This window comes from Pseudomonas sp. FGI182 (genome assembly GCF_000511325.1).
GTDB lineage: Bacteria > Pseudomonadota > Gammaproteobacteria > Pseudomonadales > Pseudomonadaceae > Aquipseudomonas > Aquipseudomonas putida_Z.
Genome location: NZ_CP007012.1, coordinates 1,088,022 through 1,107,276, shown reverse-complemented (window position 1 = coordinate 1,107,276; position 19,255 = coordinate 1,088,022). Strand labels below are relative to the sequence as shown.

The following is a 19,255-nucleotide window of genomic DNA, read 5'->3' as shown; positions in this document are numbered from 1 at the left end:
CAGGGACAGCATGGAGCCCAAGCCAGCGCGATACCTGTGGGAGCCGGCTTGCCGGCGATAGGGCCGGGACAGACAACCGGGGCCGATGTCCTTTATGATGCCCGCCATGATCAGAGACCCTTTCGAACGACTCGGCCTGGACCGCGAGGTCCTCACCGTCAGCCAACTCAACGGCCGCGCCCGCGTGCTGCTGGAAGACGTGTTCCGCAGCGTGTGGGTGGAAGGCGAGATTTCCAACCTCGCCCGCCCGGCGTCCGGCCACATGTACTTCACCCTCAAGGACAGCGGCGCACAGGTGCGTTGCGCGCTGTTCCGGCAGAACGCCACGCGGGTGCGCCAGGCCCTGCGCGACGGCCTGGCGGTGCGGGTACGCGGCAAGGTTTCGCTGTTCGAAGGGCGTGGCGACTATCAGCTGATTCTCGACACCGTCGAGCCGGCCGGTGATGGCGCCTTGCGCCTGGCCTTCGAAGCACTGAAGGAAAAGCTCGGTGCCGAGGGGCTGTTCAGCGCCGAACGCAAGCAGCCGCTGCCAGCCCACCCGCAGCGCATCGGCATCATTACCTCGCCCACCGGTGCAGTGATCCGCGACATCATCAGTGTGTTCGGTCGCCGCGCCCCGCAGGTGGAGCTGAACCTGATCCCCACCGCAGTGCAGGGCCGCGAAGCCATTGCACAGATCGTGCGCGCCATCCGCCTGGCCGACAGCCTCGGGTTCGATGCGCTGATCCTGGCCCGGGGCGGCGGCTCGCTGGAAGACCTGTGGTGCTTCAACGAAGAAGCCGTGGCGCGGGCCGTGGCCGCTTGTGTCACGCCGATTGTCAGCGCCGTGGGCCATGAGACCGATGTCTCGATCAGCGACTTTGTCGCCGACGTGCGCGCGCCCACACCCTCTGCCGCTGCCGAGCTGCTGGCCCCCGACAACAGTGGCCTGCAGCAACGCCTGGATGGCCTGCAACGGCGCCTGCTGTTGCGCATGCAGAACCGCTTGACCCACGACCGCCTGCGCCTGGAGTCGCTGACCCGGCGCCTGCGCCACCCGGGCGAGCGCCTGCGCCAGCAGGCCCAACGCCTGGACGACCTGGACATGCGCCTGCGCCGCGCGTTCATGCTCAACCTCAACCAGCGCCACGAGCGCCTGGCACGCCTGGACACCCGCCTCTCCGCGCAGCACCCGGGGCGCACCCTGAAACTGCTGGGCCAACGCCTGGACAGCCTGGCCGAGCGCCTGCCACGGGCCATGCGCGAGGTGCTCAAGGACCGCCGCCAGCGCTTCCAGGCCCAGTTGCAGACGCTGCAGGTGGTCAGCCCGCTGGCCACCCTCGCTCGCGGCTACAGCATCCTGCTGGACGAACAGGGCCAGGCCATCCGCAGCGCCGAACAGACCCGCAATGGCCAACGCCTGACTGCCCGCCTGAACGAAGGCGAGCTGTTGGTGCGGGTCGAAGACAACCACCTGACCCCGGTCACCCTCTCACTTCTGGACTGACACATGCCCCGCCTGCTCGCGCCCCTGCTTGCCCTTTCCCTCCTGCTGCTGGCCGGCGGCGCCCAGGCCAGCTACATCACCCGCACGCTGAACAAACCGGTACCCGGCGGCGTGGCGGTGGTCGACCTCGGCCCCGCCGCCAGCGCGCCCAGCGCCCGCTTCGACGGCAAGCCGGTGCTGGTGGTGAAAGAGCAGGACAACTGGCTGGCCATCGTTGGCATCCCGCTGACCCAGAAGCCCGGCACCGCAGTGCTGAGCCAGGGCGGCCGTACCCTGCCCTTCACGGTCGGTAGCAAGAAATACCCCGAGCAGCGCATCACCCTGAAGAACACACGTCAGGTCAACCCGAACCCGGCCGACCTCAAGCGCATCGACCGTGAGCTGGCCGAGCAGATCAAGGCCTATCGCAGCTTCAGCCCGACCCTGCCGAGCAACCTGATCCTCGACAAGCCGGTCAGTGGCCCGCTGTCGAGCAAGTTCGGCGTGCGCCGCTTCTTCAACGGCGAAGAACGCAACCCGCATGCCGGGCTGGACTTCGCGGTGCCGGCCGGCACGCCGATCAAGACCCCGGCCAATGGCAAGGTGATTCTGGTGGGCGATTACTTCTTCAATGGCCGTACGGTGTTCGTCGACCACGGGCAGGGCTTTATCAGCATGTTTTGCCATATGTCGAAGATCGATGTGCAGGTGGGGCAGCAGCTGCGCCGGGGCGAGGTGGTGGGGCGTGTGGGCTCGACCGGGCGGGCTACCGGGCCGCACATGCACTGGAACGTCAGCCTGAACGATGCGCGGGTGGATCCGGCGATTTTCATTGGCGCGTTCCAGCCCTGAGATCGCGGCGTCCGCATCGCCGGCAAGCCAGCTCCTACAGGTCCCGCGCAGGATTCGAGGCCTGTGGTAATCCTGTGGGAGCTGGCTTGCCGGCGATTAGGCCAGAGCAGGTCAACTCGCTTCCAAGGTGTTGCGCCATCGAAAAATACTGCGCAAAAATCGAGAAGCACTCAGAAAATTACAGCGATAAAATCTCGCCTTTCAGCTTTTTTTAAGCATTCCTCTCAATTTTTCCTGAACGCTTGCCATCCCCCACCCCACTGGTTAGGGTTGAAGGCATGAAAACCTTCAGCACCCTCATCCTGCTCCGACAACATCGCAGCCTCTGCCTGGTCAGCGCCCGACTACCAGGCTGAATCGCGTCGCCTCGCCTTTTCATCTCGTTATCGCTCGGCAGGCCCGATCTCGGCCGCACACAAAAGGATTGCTTCCATGACCATGCTCAAAGACCCTTCGAAGAAATACCGCGCTTTCCCGACCATCGACCTGCCTGACCGTACCTGGCCGTCGAAGACCATCACCGCCGCGCCAATCTGGTGCAGCTCCGACCTGCGTGATGGCAACCAGTCGCTGATCGAGCCAATGGATTCGGAGAAGAAACTGCGCTTCTGGAAGACCCTGGTGCAGGTTGGCGTGAAGGAAATCGAAGCCTCGTTCCCGTCCGCTTCGCAGACCGATTTCGACTTCGTGCGCATGCTGATCGAAGACGGCCACATCCCGGACGACACCACCATCCAGGTGCTCACCCAGGCCCGTGAAGACCTCATCGCCCGCACCTTCGAGTCGCTGCGCGGGGCGAAGAAGGCCATCGTCCACCTGTACAACGCCACCAGCCCGTCGTTCCGCCGCATCGTCTTCAACCAGGACAAGCAAGGCGTGAAGGACATCGCGGTGAACGCGGCCAAGCTGTTCGTCAAGTACGCCGCCCAGCAGCCGGAAACCCAGTGGACCTTCCAGTACTCGCCGGAAACCTTCAGCGCCACCGAGCTGGAGTTCGCCAAGGAAGTCTGCGACGCGGTCATCGAGGTGTGGAACCCGACCCCCGAGCACAAGATCATCCTCAACCTGCCGGCCACCGTGGAAGTGTCCACCCCGAACATCTACGCCGACCAGATCGAATGGTTCTGCCGTAATGTCAGCCGTCGCGACAGCGTGATCATCAGCCTGCACTGCCACAACGACCGTGGCACCGGCATTGCCGCCACCGAACTGGGCCTGATGGCCGGTGCCGATCGCGCCGAAGGCTGCCTGTTCGGCAACGGCGAGCGTACCGGTAACGTCGACCTGGTGACCCTGGCGTTGAACCTCTACACCCAGGGCATCGACCCGCTGCTGGACTTCTCCGACATCGACGGCGTGCGCAAGGTGGTCGAAGAGTGCAACCAGCTGCCGGTGCACCCACGCCACCCGTACGTGGGCGACCTGGTCCACACCGCGTTCTCCGGCTCGCACCAGGATGCCATCCGCAAGGGCTTCGCCAAGCAGCAGGAAGGCGAGCTGTGGGAAGTGCCTTACTTGCCGATCGACCCGGCCGACATCGGCCGCAGCTACGAGGCGGTAATCCGCGTCAACAGCCAGTCGGGCAAAGGCGGCATCACCTACCTGCTCGAGCAGGAATACGGCATCAGCCTGCCGCGCCGCATGCAGATCGAGTTCAGCCAGGTAGTACAGGGTGAAACCGACCGCCTGGGCCTGGAAATGACCGCCCAGCAGATCTACAGCCTGCTGCACAAGGAATACCTCCAGGCCAACGCCCCGTACGCGCTGGTCAGCCACCGCCTGCAGGAAGAGAACGGCCACAGCGCCGTGGAAGTGGAAGTCGCCGGTGAAGGCGAAACCACCCTGCACTGGCGCGGCAAGGGCAACGGCGCACTGGAAGCACTGGTGGCCGGCCTGCCGATTGCCGTGGAGATCATGGACTACAACGAGCATGCCATTGGCGCCGGTACCAATGCCAAGGCCGCGGCCTATATCGAACTGCGCGTGGCCGGTGGCCGCCCGGTGCATGGTGTGGGTATCGATGAAAACATCACCACGGCCAGCTTCAAGGCACTGTTCAGCGCGCTGAACCGCTCGCTGAGCCTGCAGGAAGCCAAGGCGGCCTGAACCTTACCGCAATGAATGAGAAAGCCCGCATCGTTTGATGCGGGCTTTTTTGTTGGCCTGTGCCGCCCTCTTCGCGGGCTTGCCCGCTCCCACAGGTACTGCACAGCTCCCGAGAGCGGCGCAATCCTGTGGGAGCGGGCGAGCCCGCGAAAGGGCCCGCACAGGCAATGCAAAAACTGCAGGCAAAAAAAGGGGCGCCGACCAAGCGCCCCACAAGCCGTAAAGCACACAACAAATTCAGTTGGCGTCCAGCAGCGCCATCGCCTCCGCGCTGCACGCTTCGATCCGCGCCCAGTCGCCGTTCTTGATCCAGCTGCTGTCGAGCATCCAGGTACCACCCACGCACATCACATTGGGCAGCGCCATGTAATTGCGCACGTTGGCCGGGTTCACCCCGCCCGTAGGGCAGAAACGAATATCGCCGAACGGGCCACCAAAGGCCTTGATCGCCGCCACGCCGCCGCTGATCTCGGCCGGGAACAGCTTGAAGCGGCGGTAGCCCAGGGCGTAGCCCATCATGATTTCTGACGGTGTGCTGATGCCTGGCAGCAGCGGGATCTCGCTGTCCACACCAGCTTCGAGAATGTCCTGGGTAATGCCTGGGGTAACGACGAATTGTGCACCCGCAGCCTCAACGGCGGCGAACATGCCGCGATCGAGCACGGTGCCGGCGCCGACACAAAGCTCCGGGCGCTGCTCGCGCAACACCTGGATGGCCTTCAGGCCATATTGCGAGCGCAAGGTCACTTCCAGGGTACGGATACCGCCGGCGGCCAGGGCGTCAGCCAGCGGCAGGATGTCTTCCTCACGGGCGATGGTGATCACCGGCAGGATGCGCGCCTTTTCGCAAATGGCGTCGATCCGTGCGGCTTTGTCGGCCATCGAGAGCTTGGGCTGTGGGCGTTCGAGGGTGGTCATGACTGTGGATCCTTGGCTCATGGGCACCAGTAGATGTCCAGGGGGTCGTGAAGAAAAGCGCGAATCGGCATTTCGGTAAGGTCGGTGCCAGCCAGCGCGGCGCGCAGGGTAGCGAGCTTGCCCTGCCCTTGTACGGACAGCGCGGTAAAGGCGGAACTGGCCAGCAGCGAGCGGGTCATCGACAGGCGCTGGCGCGGCACGCTCGGTGCCAGCAAGGGCAGGCAGCGGCGTGGGTTGGCCAGGTCGAGGCCTGCCTCCAGGTTGGGGCTGGCGGGGAACAGCGAAGCGGTATGGCCATCATCCCCCATGCCCAGCACCAGTACGTCGATCGGCGGCAGCTCGGCCAGGGCCTGATCGGCCTTGCCCGCGGCGGCATCAAGGTTCTCCGCCTGCTGGTAAAGGCCAACGAAGCGGGCCTTGGCCGCCGCGCCCTTGAACAGGTGGCGGGCCAGCAGGCCGGCGTTGCTGTCGGCGTGCTCCACCGGCACCCAGCGCTCATCGGCCAGGCTGACGGTGACCTTGGCCCAGTCGAGGTTTTCGCTGGCCAGCTGCTCGAGGAACGGCACCGGGCTGCGGCCACCGGACAGCACCACGCAGGCCTGGCCCTTGGCGGCAATGGCTGCGCGCAGGCGCTCGACCACGTCATGGGCCTGGGCTGCGGCCAGAGCTTTGGCATCCGCCAGCTCGTGTACCTTCACAGCCGCTGGCAGTTTCAGTTCAGATATCCCCATACCACGCCCTCCCATCGCGTGTGATCAGTGCAATCGAGCTCATCGGCCCCCAGGAGCCTGCCGCGTATGGCTTGGGCGCATCGCCCGCGTTACGCCAGCCGGCGATCAGCTGGTCGCACCACTTCCAGGCATACTCGATTTCGTCCTTGCGCACGAACAGGTTCTGGTTACCGCGCATCACTTCGAGCAACAGGCGCTCGTAGGCATCCGGAATCCGTGCACTGCGCCAGGTATCGGAAAAATTCAGCTGCAACGGGCCGCTGCGCAGTTGCATGCCTTTGTCCAGGCCCTGCTCCTTGGTCATCACCCGTAAAGAGATGCCTTCGTCCGGTTGCAGGCGGATGATCAGCTTGTTACCGATCTGCAAACGCTGTTCCGGGGCGAAGATGTAGTGCGGCGTTTCCTTGAAATGGATGACGATCTGCGACAGCTTCTGCGGCATGCGCTTGCCGGTACGCAGGTAGAACGGCACCCCCGACCAGCGCCAGTTGCGGATGTCGGCACGCAGGGCGACGAAGGTTTCGGTGTCGCTCTGGGCGTTGGCGTTGTCTTCTTCCAGGTAACCAGGCACCGGCTTGCCATCGCTGTAGCCGGCGATGTACTGGCCGCGCACCACACGGGTGCTCAGCCCTTCGCCGGTGATCGGTGCCAGGGCCTTGAGTACCTTGACCTTCTCGTCACGGATGGCATCGGCCGACAGTTCGCTGGGCGGGTCCATGGCGATCAGGCACAGCAGCTGCAGCAGGTGGTTCTGGATCATGTCGCGCAGCTGGCCGGCCTTGTCGAAGTAGCCCCAGCGGCCTTCGATACCGACCTTCTCGGCGACTGTGATCTCCACATGGGAGATGGAATTCTGGTTCCACTGGGTTTCGAACAGGCTGTTGGCGAAACGCAGGGCGATCAGGTTCTGCACCGTTTCCTTGCCCAGGTAGTGGTCGATGCGGTAGACCCGGCTCTCTGGGAAGAACCGCGCCACGGCATCGTTGACCCGGCGCGACGACTCCAGGTCGTGGCCAATGGGCTTCTCCAGCACCACCCGGGTGCGTTCGGCCAGCCCGGCCTTGTCGAGGTTTTCGCAGATGGCCCCGTACACCGCCGCAGCGGTGGCGAAGTAGGCGATCAGCGGCAGCTCGCCCGGCAACTGCTCGGCCAGGGCCTGGTAGCCCTCGGGCTGGAGGAAGTCCAGGTGCTGGTAGCTCAGCCTGGCGAGGAAACGGCCCAGCGCGGCGGACTCGATATCGGCCTCGGGCACATGCCGGCGCAGGTGCGCTTCGATGCTGTCCAGGTGGCCCTGCGCGCTACCGGCCTCGCGGGCCAGCGCCAGCAGGCGGGTTTCCGGGTGCAACAGGTTGGCCCGGTCGAGCTGGTAGAGCGCAGGAAACAGCTTGCGCAATGCCAGGTCGCCGAGGGCGCCAAACAGGGCAAAGGTGCAAGGTTCGACACTGATCGCAGCCATGATGTTGGTTCTTTCCTAAAGTTGGTCTAGGAATACCGCTTTCACATACGGTTTTCAAGGGATAATGTAGTAAAAACCACAACATTACACACAAGTGTTACAGACAAGTGGTACGTCAACCGCGCCGACAGTACGATAGACGACCGTGCAAAAAGCCTGCTGCTCCCACAGCCGGCTGTCTTCCCGACCCAAGGACACACCCATGGACCGCGTGCGAAACCTCCTGGAACAGATCCAGGGCCGCCTCGACGAGCTGAACAAGGCCGAACGCAAAGTCGCCGAAGTCATCCTGCTCAACCCGCAACAAGCCACCCGTTTCAGCATTGCTGCGCTGGCCCAGGCGGCCAAGGTCAGCGAACCTACCGTCAACCGCTTCTGCCGCTCGTTCGGCGTCAGCGGCTACCCCGAGCTCAAGCTGCAGCTGGCGCAGAGCCTGGCCAGCGGCGCCGCCTACGTCAGCCGCGCGGTGGAGGCTGACGATGACCCGGCCGCCTACACCCAGAAGATCTTCGCCAGTGCCATCGCCTCGCTCGACAGCGCCTGCCAGCAGCTCGACCCGCAGCAGGTCAGCCGTGCCGTGGACATGATGATCCAGGCCCGGCAGATCCACTTCTTCGGCCTGGGCGCCTCGGCCCCGGTGGCGCTGGACGCCCAGCACAAGTTCTTCCGCTTCAACCTGGCAGTATCGGCCCACGCCGACGTGCTGATGCAGCGCATGCTGGCCTCGGTGGCGCACACCGGCGACCTGTTCGTGATCATCTCCTACACCGGGCGCACCCGCGAACTGGTCGAGGTGGCCCGCCTGGCCCGGGAAAACGGCGCCTCGGTGCTGGGCCTGACCGCTGCCGGTTCGCCACTGGCCAATGCCTGCAGCCTGAGCCTGCACATTCCGCTGCCGGAGGACACCGACATCTACATGCCGATGACCTCGCGGATCATCCAGCTGACCGTGCTCGATGTGCTGGCCACCGGCATGACCCTGCGTCGCGGCGTGGACTTCCAGCCGCACCTGCGCAAGATCAAGGAAAGCCTCAACGCCAGCCGCTACCCGATCGAGGACGACGAGCTCAACTGAGCCGGTGTGCCTGCAGGCGCAGGTGGGCACGCTGCCCCGGCGCCAGGCTCAGGCCCTCGCCACTGCCGCTGGCGGCCTCGACACAGACGAAGCGCTGGCACTCACGCCCGGTCACGCCCATCAGCGGGCGGTTGCCCGGGTGCCAGACCACCGTATCGTCGCTGTCACCGGTATCGATGCACAGCTCGCGCTGCCAGGCCGGGTCCTGCAGTTGCACCCGCGGCGTGCCGGGGTAGACCTTCTGGCAGCCGCCCTTGAGCTTCAGCGCGCCATCTTCACGGCAGGCCTGGCGGTTCAGGCGGTCGTAGCCTTCGATATCCTCCAGCCCGGACAGCGCTATCTCGGACACGTCACTGATGCGCCAGTAGGCCAGCAGGGCATGGCTCAGCTGGCAGGGTTCGCTGTCCTGGTGCTCGGTGCTCAGGCTGAGCTCCATGCGGCTACCCAGCCGGGCATGCAGGTCGACCTGCCAGTCGCACAGGTCCAGCCGCCATTTCAGGGTTACCCCCTCCTCGTCCTCGCGGCTGTCCACCAGCTTCCAGTCGAGCAGGCGCGCCCAGCCATGGGCCGGCCACAAGTCCTCGCTGGGGTGGCGGCCATACCATGGCCAGCACACCGGCACACCACCGCGGATCGCCCCCACCTGCGGCCACTGCTCGGCGCACCACAGCCAGGGCCGTTCACCCGCTGGTTGAAAATGCAACAGTTGCGCACCCTGGCGGCTGAACACCGCCTGGCAACGGGGATGGTCGATGATCAGCACATCGCGCTGCTGGTAACGCTCCCACTCGAATGTCGGCCGGGGCCGCTGCGAGGTAAAGAAGCGATGGAGCGGATGTTCGGGCATGGTTCAGAGCTCTTGTTGTTTGAGATAGCGCTGTCTCGGCCTATCCCCGACAACCACTGAAGGCCAGTGGCTGCCGGGTACCGAAGTGGATTGGCGTAAATTTACAACAATTGCTCTCAGAATGACGACTGAATCTTCAAACCCGCGACCAGCGCGTTGTCCACCTCATCCACCCCGCCGGGGCTCTTGATGTACTGCAGGTTGGGCCGCACGGTCAGCCAGTTGGTGACGTGGAAGCCGTAGTAGAGCTCGGCGTTGTACTCGGTACGCTGCAGCGGCACGAAGCCTGGGTTGTCGTAATCGCTGATGCCGCTCTGGGCGTTGAGCAGTTCGGCGCGCTTCTTCACGTCGTCATTCACATGAATGCGCGCCACGCCGAAGCCGATATCGTCCTTGGGCCGGGCGTCGAATGCGCCTTTGTAGACCAACCCCAGCTGCTGGTAGTTGTCGACCACGTTGGTGGCCTGGTCGTGCACGGTGAAGTTGGCGAACAGACTCAGGCCGCGGTTGACGTCGCCGCCATGTGCAGTGACCTGCTGCTGCGCCACCACCCACCAGCCATGCTTGCTGGAGTGCGACTTGAAGGCTTCGCCCGTCAGCGCCTGCGGGTTGCCGTTGACGTCATCGAACACATCGTCGGCCTTGGCCGTGCTGTAGTAGTAACCCAGGCGGTACTCGCCCGGCAGGCCGTTGACCTTGGGTGACCACACTGCTTCCACCGGCAGGATCGCGCCCTTGGTGCCGCTGCCACTGAGCTTGAAGCCGTTGCCGGTTTCCAGGTTGGAAGGGTTTTGCTCGAAGGCGCCGACCTGGACGAAGAATTCCGGGGTGATGTTGTATTTCACCCGCAGCGCCCACTGGCTGACCGGCCAGTTGTACCAGATGCCGCCGACCCAGTTGCCCACCTGTGAGCCGCAGAAGGCCAGGTTCTGGAAATCGCAGGGGAAGCTGTTGAAGTCCTCGCCCTCGCCAAAGCGGCCAAATTTGACGTCCAGTGCGCCGTCGAAGTACTTCTGCTTGACCCACATCTGGGTCAGGCGCCAGGTCTGGCCGCGGCCCCACACTTCCTGCACCGAGCTGAACTGCCCGGCGCGCGGATCGCTGATGCGGTCGTTGGACAGGTTGCGGCCGCTGCGCTCGGTGATCGCCAGTTTGAACTCGGCGTCATGCCAGCCAAAGATTTTTTGCAGGTCCAGGTGCGCGCCCAGGGCGAACTGGTCGCTATAGCGCGCGGTCTTGTCGTCGTTGTAACCACCGTGCAGGTTACCGGCAACCTCACCGACATAATCGAGGGTGAAGTCATAGCCCTTTTCCAGCAGCTCGGTGCGGGTGCCGCCCCAGTCGCCGGTCATCCACTTCGATTCGCTGGAAAAAGCCTCGGCAGCCTGCGCGCCGCTGCCAGCGGCCATCGCCAGCGGTGCGAGCAAGGCGAGCGAACCTAATGTCCTGATGCGTTTGCGCTGTTCCATCCCTTTGCGTCCTCTTTGTTCTTATTGACGGTGTAGACGAGTTATCGGCCTTTGAAGTGCGCCACATTGTCTTTCATGGTTGCGGCAGTAGTGGCCAGGTGCAGGCGCTCGCCGCTGGCGGCGTCGAACAGCAGCACCCGGGCCGGGTCGAATTGCAGGTTCAGGCTGTCGCCGACCCGGCACGGCACATCCGGCGCCAGGCGGCAGCAGACCTTGGTCTGGTTGAGGGTGACGAACACCAGCAGGTCTGGCCCGGTGGGCTCGGTCACCTGCACCTCGGCGCGAATGCCGGGCAGGCCATTGCCCTCGGCTGCACCCAGGGCTATCTGCTCGGGGCGGATGCCCAGGATGATCTCGCGGCCCTCCAGCTCGTCTGCAGCCACCCCCAGAGGCAGTTCGCAACGCGCCTGGCCGCTGTCGAGCACGGCCAGCAGGCGCCCGTCCTGTTGCGTGAGGCGCACCGGGATGAAGTTCATCGGCGGCGAACCGATGAAGCTGGCGACGAACTGGTTGGCCGGATCGTTGTAGATCTGCTGCGGGGTGCCGAACTGCTGGATGATGCCGTCCTTCATCACCGCCACCTTGTCGCCCAGGGTCATGGCCTCGATCTGGTCATGGGTGACGTACACGGTGGTGGTCTTCAGGCGCTGGTGCATCAGTTTCATTTCGGTACGCATCTCGACGCGCAGCTTGGCATCGAGGTTGGACAGCGGTTCATCGAACAGGTAGATCTTCGGCCGCCGCGCCAGCGCCCGGCCCATGGCCACGCGCTGCTGCTGGCCACCGGACAGCTGCGCCGGCTTGCGCGCCAGCAGGTGCTCGATCTGCAACAGCTTGGCCACCCGCGCCACTTCCTCGTCGATGGCGGCCTGGGGCAGCTTGCGGATCTTCAGGCCGAACTCGATGTTCTCGCGCACGCTCATGGTCGGGTACAGCGCGTAGGACTGGAACACCATGGCGATGTCGCGGTCCTTGGGGCTCATGCCGCTGACGTCCTGCTGGTCGATGAGTATCGCGCCGCCGGTGATCTGCTCCAGCCCGGCGATACAGTTCATCAAGGTCGACTTGCCACAACCCGACGGGCCGACCAGGATCAGGAATTCGCCATCCTTGATCGACAGCTGGATGTCCTTGAGGGTGTCCGGCAAGCCGCTGCCGTAGGTCTTGTTCACATTGCGAAGTTCGAGCGTTGCCATGACTTACCCCTTTACCGCGCCAGCAGTCAGCCCGCGGACGAAATATTTGCCTGCCACCACGTAGACCAGCAGGGTTGGCAGGCCGGCGATCATCGCCGCCGCCATGTCGACGTTGTATTCCTTGGCCCCGGTGCTGGTGTTGACCAGGTTGTTCAGGGCCACGGTAATCGGTTGCGAATCGCCGCTGGAGAACACCACGCCGAACAGGAAGTCGTTCCAGATCTGGGTGAACTGCCAGATCAGGCAGACCATGATGATCGGCGTGGACATCGGCAGGATGATGCGGCGGAAGATGGTGAAGAACCCGGCACCGTCCAGGCGCGCGGCCTTGACCAGCGCATCGGGGATGCTCACGTAGAAGTTGCGGAAGAACAGGGTGGTGAAGGCCAGGCCGTAGACCACGTGCACCAGCACCAGGCCGGTGGTGGTGCTGGCCAGGCCGAGCTTGCCGAGGGTGAACGAGGCCGGCAGCAGTACGGTCTGGAACGGCAGGAAGCAGCCGAACAGCAGCAGGCCGAAGAACAGCTGCGAACCGCGGAAGCGCCACATCGACAGCACATAGCCGTTCAGCGCGCCGATGGCGGTGGAGATCAGCACCGCTGGCACGGTGATCATGATCGAGTTCCAGAAGTAACCGCTGACCGTGCTCCAGGCCTTGACCCAGCCGATGCCGGTAATTGCCACCGGCCAGCTCAGCAGGTTGCCGGTGCTGATGTCGTCCGGGGTCTTGAAGCTGGTCAGCAGCATCACCACCAGCGGCACCAGGTACAGCAGCACCGCCAGCAACAGCACCGCGTGGATGGCGATGCGGCTCGGGCTCGGCACCGCTTTGTCGAGAGGGCTATGCATGGCGTTTGCTCCGCAGCTCCGAGTACAGGTAAGGCACGAGGATCGCCAGGATCGCCCCGAGCATCAGGATGGCGCTGGCCGAGCCCATGCCCATCTGGCCGCGGCTGAAGGTGAACGAGTACATGAACATCGCCGGCAGGTCGGACGAGTAGCCTGGGCCGCCGGCAGTCATCGCCGCCACCAGGTCGAAGCTCTTGATGGCAATGTGCGCGAGGATCATCAGCGAGCTGAAGAACACCGGGCGCAGGCTGGGCAGTACCACGCGCCAGTAGATGCGCGGCAGGCTGGCGCCGTCGATCTGCGCGGCACGGATGATCGACGGGTCGACGCCACGCAGGCCGGCGAGGAACATTGCCATGATGAAGCCCGAGGCCTGCCACACGGCGGCGATCACCAGGCAGTACACCACCCGGTCGGGATCGATCAGCCAGTCCAGGCGAAAGCCCTCCCAGCCCCAGTCACGCAGCAGCTTGTCCAGGCCCATGCCGGGGTTGAGCAGCCACTTCCAGGCGGTGCCGGTGACGATCATCGACAGCGCCATGGGGTACAGGTAGATAGTGCGGATGAAACCTTCGCGACGGATGCGCTGGTCCAGCAAGACCGCCAGCACTACGCCGATGACCAGGCTGATGGCGATGAACAGGCCGCCGAACAGCAGCAGGTTCTTGCTTGCCACCCACCAGCGGTCGTTGTCGAACAGCCGGGCATACTGCGCCAGGCCGGCCCATTTGTAGGTCGGCAGGAAGGTCGAGGTGGTGAAGGACAGGACGAAGGTCCAGAGGATGTAGCCGTAGAAGCCCACCAGGACGATGAACATGCTCGGCGCCAGCACCAGCTTGGGCAGCCAGCGCTGTAGCGCGTCCAGGGGTGAGGCCCGCAGTTGGGCGGTTGCTGTGGTCATGGTTCACCTCAAAGGCGCCGCACTCCCCTGTAGGAGCGGCCTTGTGTCGCGATGGGCTGCGCAGCAGCCCCAAAGGACTCAAGGTCGATTACCTACCTTAAAGATCGAGTGCGCAGGTTATGGGGCTGCTGCGCAGCCCATCGCGACACAAGGCCGCTCCTACAACGGAATCGCGTCAGCTTTACTGGGCAGCCTTGATCGCCGCCGCCAGCTTCTTCGCCGCATCGGCCGGGTCGGCCTTGGGGTCGTTGATGTAGTTGGTCACCACATCGAAGAACGCGCCTTGCACGGCCAGCGTGGTGGCCATGTTGTGCGCCATGCTCGGCTGCAGGCCGCCATTCTTGGCATCGGCCAGGAAGTCCTTGGCGGAGGTTTGCGCGCAGGCGTCGAAGCCATACTTGCCCATGTCGGCCAGCATGTCGTTGCGCACCGGAATCGACCCCTTGTTGCTGCTGAAGACCTTCTGGAAGTCCTCACCCAGCACCTTGCGGGCAATATCCTGCTGGCCGGCAGACGTACCGGCGTCGTTCTGCTTGAACACCACCAGCGAGTCGATGTTGTACAGGAACGCCTTGTCGGTGCCGGGGAATGGCACGCACTGGTAGTCCTTGCCGGCGGTTTTCTTCGCCAGGGTCCATTCGCTCTTGGCCCAGTCGCCCATGATCTGCATGCCGGCCTTGCCGTTGATGACCTTGGCCGCTTCCAGGTTCCAGTCCTGGCCTTTGCCGTCCGGGTCCATGTAGGTGGCGACCTTCTTCAGTTCGGTCAGCGCCTTGACCATCTGCGGGCCGGTCAGGGCCGCACTATCGAGGTCGACCATGGCCTTCTTGTAGCCATCGGCCCCCATCACCGCCAGCACCACGCTTTCGAACACGGTGCTGTCCTGCCACGGCTGGCCGCCATGGGCGAGCGGGATGAAGCCGGCGGCCTTGAGCTTGTCGGCGGCGGCGTAGAATTCGTCGAGGGTGGCTGGCGCCTTGTCGATGCCAGCCTTCTTGAAGACGTCGGGGTTGATCCACAGCCAGTTGATGCGGTGGATGTTCACCGGCACGGCGACATAGTCACCGTCGTACTTCACGGTGTCCGCGACCTTCTTGTCGAGCAGGGAGTCCCACTTTTCGTCCTTGGCCACATCCTTGAGCACATCGGCATCGAGCAGGCCGGTGGCTGCCCAGTCCTGGATGTCCGGGCCCTTGATCTGCGCGACACCCGGCGGGTTGCCGGCCACGGCGCGGCTCTTGAGCACGGTCATGGCGGTGGCACCACCACCACCGGCGACGGCGCCGTCCTTCCAGGTGAAGCCATCTTTTTCGACCTGGGCCTTGAGCACATCGACCGCCGCTTTTTCACCACCGGAGGTCCACCAGTGCACCACCTCGACACTGCCTTTGGCATCGGCAGCCAAGGCACTCAGCGGGAACAAGGAGGCCAGTGAGATTGCGGCAGCGAGACGGAGCGTGGAATTCATCGAAGCACCTTTCTTGTTGTTATGCCGTGCAAGTCGATCGCTTGCGTTGCATGAAGTCTAAACAGCGTGCTCGCCTCGCCAGGTAACGAAGCGATGCGTGAATGTCATCGTTTGGTTACATTGCCGGCCAAGCTGCTGGCCAGGCTGGGTGCCAGTGGCAAGCCTGGCAGCAGCAGCGCCTGGTAGGCATGGTAGAGGTCGGGCTTGCCTGGCCAGATGGTCGCGGCCGGCTGGTTGTGCGCATCGAGTTCGTGGTGCCAGCTGCCAGCGCCGTGGTCGATGAAATGGTTGGCGATGAAGTCCCAGCAACGGCGGTACCACTGCTCGTAGTGCGCCTCGCCCGTGCGCTGCAACAGGGCCGCGGCGGCGGCGCAGGCTTCGGCATGCACCCAGTGCAGGCGTGCGCGCACCACCGGGCGATCGTCCCAGTCCAGGGTGTAGACGAAACCGGGTGCGCCATCGACGTTCCAGGCTTGCTGGCAGGCTGTATCGAACAACGCGCGGGCACAGTCTGGCAACCACTGCGGGGCATGCAGGCGGGCCCGTTCCAGGCTGGCTTCCAGATGCAGCAGCAACCGCGCCCACTCCAGGGCATGCCCGGGCGTGGAACCATAAGGCCGGAAGTGGTCGGCCGGGTGCGCCTGGTTGTAGTGCGGCAGTGGCTGCCAGAGGGCGTCGAAATGCTCGATGACCCGGTAGCCGTTGGCGGCGGCATGGGTATGGATGATGCGTTCGGCGATGCGCAAGGCGCGTTGCAGCCACAGGCTGTCGCCAGTGACGTCTGCCAGGGCCAGGAAGGCCTCGACCGCATGCATGTTGCTGTTGGCGCCACGGTACTGCTCGGGCAACTGCCAGGCACGGGAGAAGGCTTCCCGCAGGGCACCCTCCTCTTCGCTCCAGAAATGCGCTTCGAGCACCTGAACCGCGTCTGCCAGCAGGGCTGGTGCACCGCCAGCACCTGCCATCACCGCCGAGCTGGCGGCCAGGGCGACAAAGGCATGCAGGTAAGCCGCCTTGCCGCTGTCGTCATGGCCACCGGGGTGGGCGAACCAGCCGCCGTAGGTGGCATCCTGCAGCGCGCCACGCAGGGCGGCCACACCGTGTTCGGCATAGGCCAGGTAGCCGGGCACGCCTTGCAGGTGGGCCAGGGCGAAACAGTGGGTCATGCGGGCGGTGATCAGGGTTTCGGCGCGGGCACCGGGGGCAAGCAGGCCTGCGGCGTCGAGGCTGCCGAAGCCATCGGGCAGTTTCGAAGCCGTGGCGAAGGCCAGCAGGCGTTGCCCTTCTGCCATGCGCCAGGCGTTGTGGGCCGGGGCGTCGAGCCAGCGGGTGGAAGCCAGGTTGGAGGTGCTCATGGGCCAGCTTGATCCTTGCCAGTCGTCTGCGAATTCTAGTGAGCTGGCCTGGAAGGGAATGTCACCAAGGAAGGTGGATTTGTCACCAGCCAGTGACATTTGTGTTGCTTGTACCGGCCTCTTCGCGGGTAAACCCGCTCCCACAAAGTCCTCATAGGTCCACCAGACTCCGAGGCTAATGCAAAAACCTGTGGGAGCGGGTTTACCCGCGAAGGGGCCGGTACAGGCAACACACCCCTTCAGTCCATGCCCCGCGGCAGATACAAGGTCACCCGCAACCCGCCCTCACGCAGGTTCAGCAAGCTCACCTCCCCGCCATGGCTATGGGCAATGTTGCGGGCAATCCCCAACCCCAGCCCGTACCCCTGCTGCTGCCCGGCCAGACGGAAGTGCGGCTCGAACACTTGCTCCAGCTGCTGCTGCGGCACCCCCGGCCCCTGGTCATCCACCTGCAGCACGAACCCCTCGGCACTGTCGATGATGCGCAGCCGCGCCCGTTCGCCGTACTTGATGGCGTTGTCGATCAGGTTGCCGATGCAGCGCCGCAGCGCCAGCGGCTTGCCCGGGTACGGCGCCAGCGCCCGGCCTTCGAGCGTGATGCGGCCATCGCCCAGGTAAGGCTCGGCCAGGATTTCCAGCACCTGATTGAGATCGACCGGCTCGATATTCTCGTGGATGTCGGTGTCCTTCACGCACTGCAACGCGCCTTTGACCAGCAGCTCCAGCTCGTCCAGGTCCTGGCTGAACTTGGCCTGCAGGCGCTCGTCCTCCAGCAGCTCGACGCGCAGGCGCAAGCGGGTGATCGGCGTGCGCAGGTCGTGGGAAATGGCACTGAACAGCTGGCTGCGCTCGGTCAGGTAGCGGCTGATGCGCTCGCGCATGCTGTTGAACGCACGCCCTACCTCGACCACCTCGCTGCCGCCACCTTCGGCCACCGGCGCCACATCGGCGCCCAGCGACATTTCCCGCGCAGCCCGGGCCAGGCGCTTGAGCGGCCAGCTTTGCCAGTGCACCAGCAAGCCGATGAACAACAGCAGCAAGGCCGTGGTCAGCACGATGAAGCCGATCTGCTGACGCGGCAGACGCTCGGCTTCCAGGCTGGTGTAGGGCTCGGGCAGCAGCGAGGCGATGTACAGCCACTCACCCTCGCCCAGGCGGATCTGGGTGACCAGCACCGGCGGGTTGAGTGGCTCCAGGGTCAGCGAGTAATGCGCCCAGGAGCGTGGCAGTTCGTCGAGCTTCAGGCCGCTGTTGAAGATACGCAGGTCGTCCGGCCCGACGAACTCCACGGAAATTTCCATCTGCGAACCCAGGCGCTCATGCAGCACTTGCTGGAACACATCGATCACCGCCTGCTTACGCGGGGTAACCGGCAGTAGCGGCATGTCCAGCGGCTTGGCGTTGAGCGACACGAAAAAGCGCGTACCGCCCATGCTGCGCAGCTGGTCCAGGACCATCGGCCGGTAGGCCACCGGCAACGAGCGGAAGTAGCTGACACTGGCACTCATCGAATGAGCCAGGCTGCTGGCGCTGGCACGCAGGCCCTGCAACTGGCTGGCGCGCAATTGGGCAACCCAGATGATGCTCGACAACCCCTGGGCCAGCAGCACTACCAGCAGGGTCAGCAGCAGCATGCGCCCCAGTAGCGAGCGCGGCAGCAGCCGCCAGCGCCGTTCAGGGCGCATTGCAGACATGGGCAGCCAACAGGTAGCCGCTGCCGCGTACGGTGCGGATCAGCCGAGGTGGTTTGTCGGTATCGCGCAGGCGCTGGCGCAGGCGGCTGACCGCCATGTCGACGATGCGGTCCAGCGGCATCGGCTCGCGGCCACGGGTGGCGTTGCCGATGGTGTCGCGGTCGAGGATCTGCTGTGGGTGGTCGAGGAACAGCTTGAGCAGGGCGAAGTCGGCGCCGGAGAGAATCACCTCCTCACCGTCACGATGGAACAGGCGGTGGCTGACCGTGTCCAGGCGCCAGTCGTCGAAGGCCAGCACCGCACTGCCCGGCGCCGCCTGGCCGAACTCGGCGCGGCGCAACAGGGCCTTGATCCGCGCTTGCAGTTCGCGGGGGCTGAACGGCTTGCCCAGGTAGTCGTCGGCACCCAGCTCCAAGCCGATGACCCGGTCGGTTTCGTCGGAGCTGGCGGTGAGCATGATGATCGGTACCCGTGCCTGGCGCGGGTGCTGGCGTACCCAGCGGCACAGGCTGAAGCCGTCTTCGTCGGGCAGCATGACATCGAGGATGACCAGGTCGCAGGGGGTGGATTCCAGCGCGCGGCGAAAGCCCTTGCCGTCGGCCTCGGCATGCACCTGGAAGCCGGAGCGGCTCAGGTAGGTTTGCAGCAGTTCGCGGATTTCCTGGTCGTCGTCGACCATCAGGATCGATTTGCCGGCAGTGCTCAAGGTGGTCCGTCCTCTTGTTGATTGCAGGTCTTCTTGCCTGCTGTCGGGTGTTGCCTTCGGGGGCTGCCTTGCAGCCCATCGCGACACAAGGCCGCTCCTACAGAATGGCGCGGCCCCGTGTAGGAGCGGCCTTGTGTCGCGATGGGCCGCACAGCGGCCCCCTGCTA

Annotated in this window: 16 protein-coding genes; 4 read left to right on the top strand and 12 right to left on the bottom strand. The window is 64.7% G+C overall.

From position 1 onward, the window contains the following. The first annotated feature begins 106 nt into the window (after window positions 1–106). From xseA to leuA, 3 genes are all read left to right on the top strand, one after another. A complete protein-coding gene (gene xseA, locus C163_RS05000) occupies window positions 107–1,486 on the top strand; it encodes an exodeoxyribonuclease VII large subunit (RefSeq protein WP_038407944.1) in 1,380 nt (459 codons plus the stop codon). A gap of 3 nt (window positions 1,487–1,489) precedes the next feature. Continuing rightward, window positions 1,490–2,317: a M23 family metallopeptidase gene (locus C163_RS04995; RefSeq protein WP_025337876.1), complete on the top strand. Its 828-nt coding sequence runs from the start codon at window positions 1,490–1,492 to the stop codon at window positions 2,315–2,317. 432 nt (window positions 2,318–2,749) lie between these two features. Next, entirely contained in the window at window positions 2,750–4,423 is a 1,674-nt protein-coding gene (leuA, locus tag C163_RS04990; RefSeq protein WP_025337875.1) for a 2-isopropylmalate synthase, read from the top strand. Between the two features lie 237 nt (window positions 4,424–4,660). Here the strand turns inward: leuA and C163_RS04985 are convergent, their stop codons facing one another. Genes C163_RS04985 through zwf form a run of 3 tightly spaced genes read right to left on the bottom strand, consistent with a single transcriptional unit; the run spans window position 4,661 to window position 7,528 of the window. Further along, a complete protein-coding gene (locus C163_RS04985; RefSeq protein ID WP_025337874.1) occupies window positions 4,661–5,341 on the bottom strand; it encodes a bifunctional 4-hydroxy-2-oxoglutarate aldolase/2-dehydro-3-deoxy-phosphogluconate aldolase in 681 nt (226 codons plus the stop codon). A 17-nt stretch (window positions 5,342–5,358) separates the two neighbouring features. Next, window positions 5,359–6,072 carry a 6-phosphogluconolactonase gene (pgl, locus tag C163_RS04980; protein ID WP_025337873.1) on the bottom strand — a complete coding sequence of 238 codons (714 nt, stop codon included), beginning with the start codon at window positions 6,070–6,072 and terminating at the stop codon, window positions 5,359–5,361. After that, window positions 6,059–7,528: a glucose-6-phosphate dehydrogenase gene (gene zwf / locus C163_RS04975; protein ID WP_025337872.1), complete on the bottom strand. Its 1,470-nt coding sequence runs from the start codon at window positions 7,526–7,528 to the stop codon at window positions 6,059–6,061. The genes pgl and zwf overlap by 14 nt, the downstream gene beginning before the upstream one ends. A gap of 211 nt (window positions 7,529–7,739) precedes the next feature. Here zwf and hexR point away from each other — a divergent pair, with 211 nt between their 5' ends. Continuing rightward, window positions 7,740–8,603, top strand: a complete 864-nt coding sequence (gene hexR, locus C163_RS04970) for a DNA-binding transcriptional regulator HexR (RefSeq protein ID WP_169774905.1) — start codon at window positions 7,740–7,742, stop codon at window positions 8,601–8,603. On the opposite strand, the gene C163_RS04965 is transcribed toward hexR, so the two are convergent. The 9 genes from C163_RS04965 to gltR form a co-directional block, all read right to left on the bottom strand. Further along, window positions 8,596–9,450 (bottom strand): D-hexose-6-phosphate mutarotase, encoded by an 855-nt coding sequence (locus tag C163_RS04965; protein WP_013971129.1) that lies wholly within the window; start codon window positions 9,448–9,450, stop codon window positions 8,596–8,598. The two genes, hexR and C163_RS04965, sit on opposite strands and share 8 nt — an antisense overlap. Window positions 9,451–9,566: 116 nt before the next feature. Continuing rightward, the gene (locus tag C163_RS04960) at window positions 9,567–10,859 is read right to left on the bottom strand and encodes a carbohydrate porin (RefSeq protein WP_238067667.1); all 1,293 of its coding nucleotides are present in this window, start codon (window positions 10,857–10,859) and stop codon (window positions 9,567–9,569) included. Window positions 10,860–10,960: 101 nt separating this feature from the next. Next, window positions 10,961–12,115 (bottom strand): ABC transporter ATP-binding protein, encoded by a 1,155-nt coding sequence (locus C163_RS04955; RefSeq protein WP_025337870.1) that lies wholly within the window; start codon window positions 12,113–12,115, stop codon window positions 10,961–10,963. A gap of 3 nt (window positions 12,116–12,118) precedes the next feature. Continuing rightward, entirely contained in the window at window positions 12,119–12,964 is an 846-nt protein-coding gene (locus C163_RS04950; protein ID WP_025337869.1) for a carbohydrate ABC transporter permease, read from the bottom strand. Next, window positions 12,957–13,865, bottom strand: coding sequence for a carbohydrate ABC transporter permease (locus C163_RS04945; protein WP_025337868.1), 909 nt, complete (start codon window positions 13,863–13,865; stop codon window positions 12,957–12,959). Before C163_RS04945 ends, C163_RS04950 begins: the two co-directional genes overlap by 8 nt. A 181-nt stretch (window positions 13,866–14,046) precedes the next feature. After that, on the bottom strand, window positions 14,047–15,333 hold the full coding sequence (locus C163_RS04940; RefSeq protein ID WP_025337867.1) for an ABC transporter substrate-binding protein: 1,287 nt from the start codon (window positions 15,331–15,333) through the stop codon (window positions 14,047–14,049). A gap of 104 nt (window positions 15,334–15,437) precedes the next feature. Beyond that, window positions 15,438–16,688, bottom strand: coding sequence for an AGE family epimerase/isomerase (locus C163_RS04935; protein ID WP_025337866.1), 1,251 nt, complete (start codon window positions 16,686–16,688; stop codon window positions 15,438–15,440). 239 nt (window positions 16,689–16,927) lie between these two features. Further along, a complete protein-coding gene (locus tag C163_RS04930) occupies window positions 16,928–18,382 on the bottom strand; it encodes an ATP-binding protein (protein WP_025337865.1) in 1,455 nt (484 codons plus the stop codon). Then, window positions 18,363–19,088 (bottom strand): two-component system response regulator GltR, encoded by a 726-nt coding sequence (gene gltR / locus C163_RS04925; protein WP_025337864.1) that lies wholly within the window; start codon window positions 19,086–19,088, stop codon window positions 18,363–18,365. Before gltR ends, C163_RS04930 begins: the two co-directional genes overlap by 20 nt. Between the last annotated feature and the right edge of the window lie 167 nt (window positions 19,089–19,255).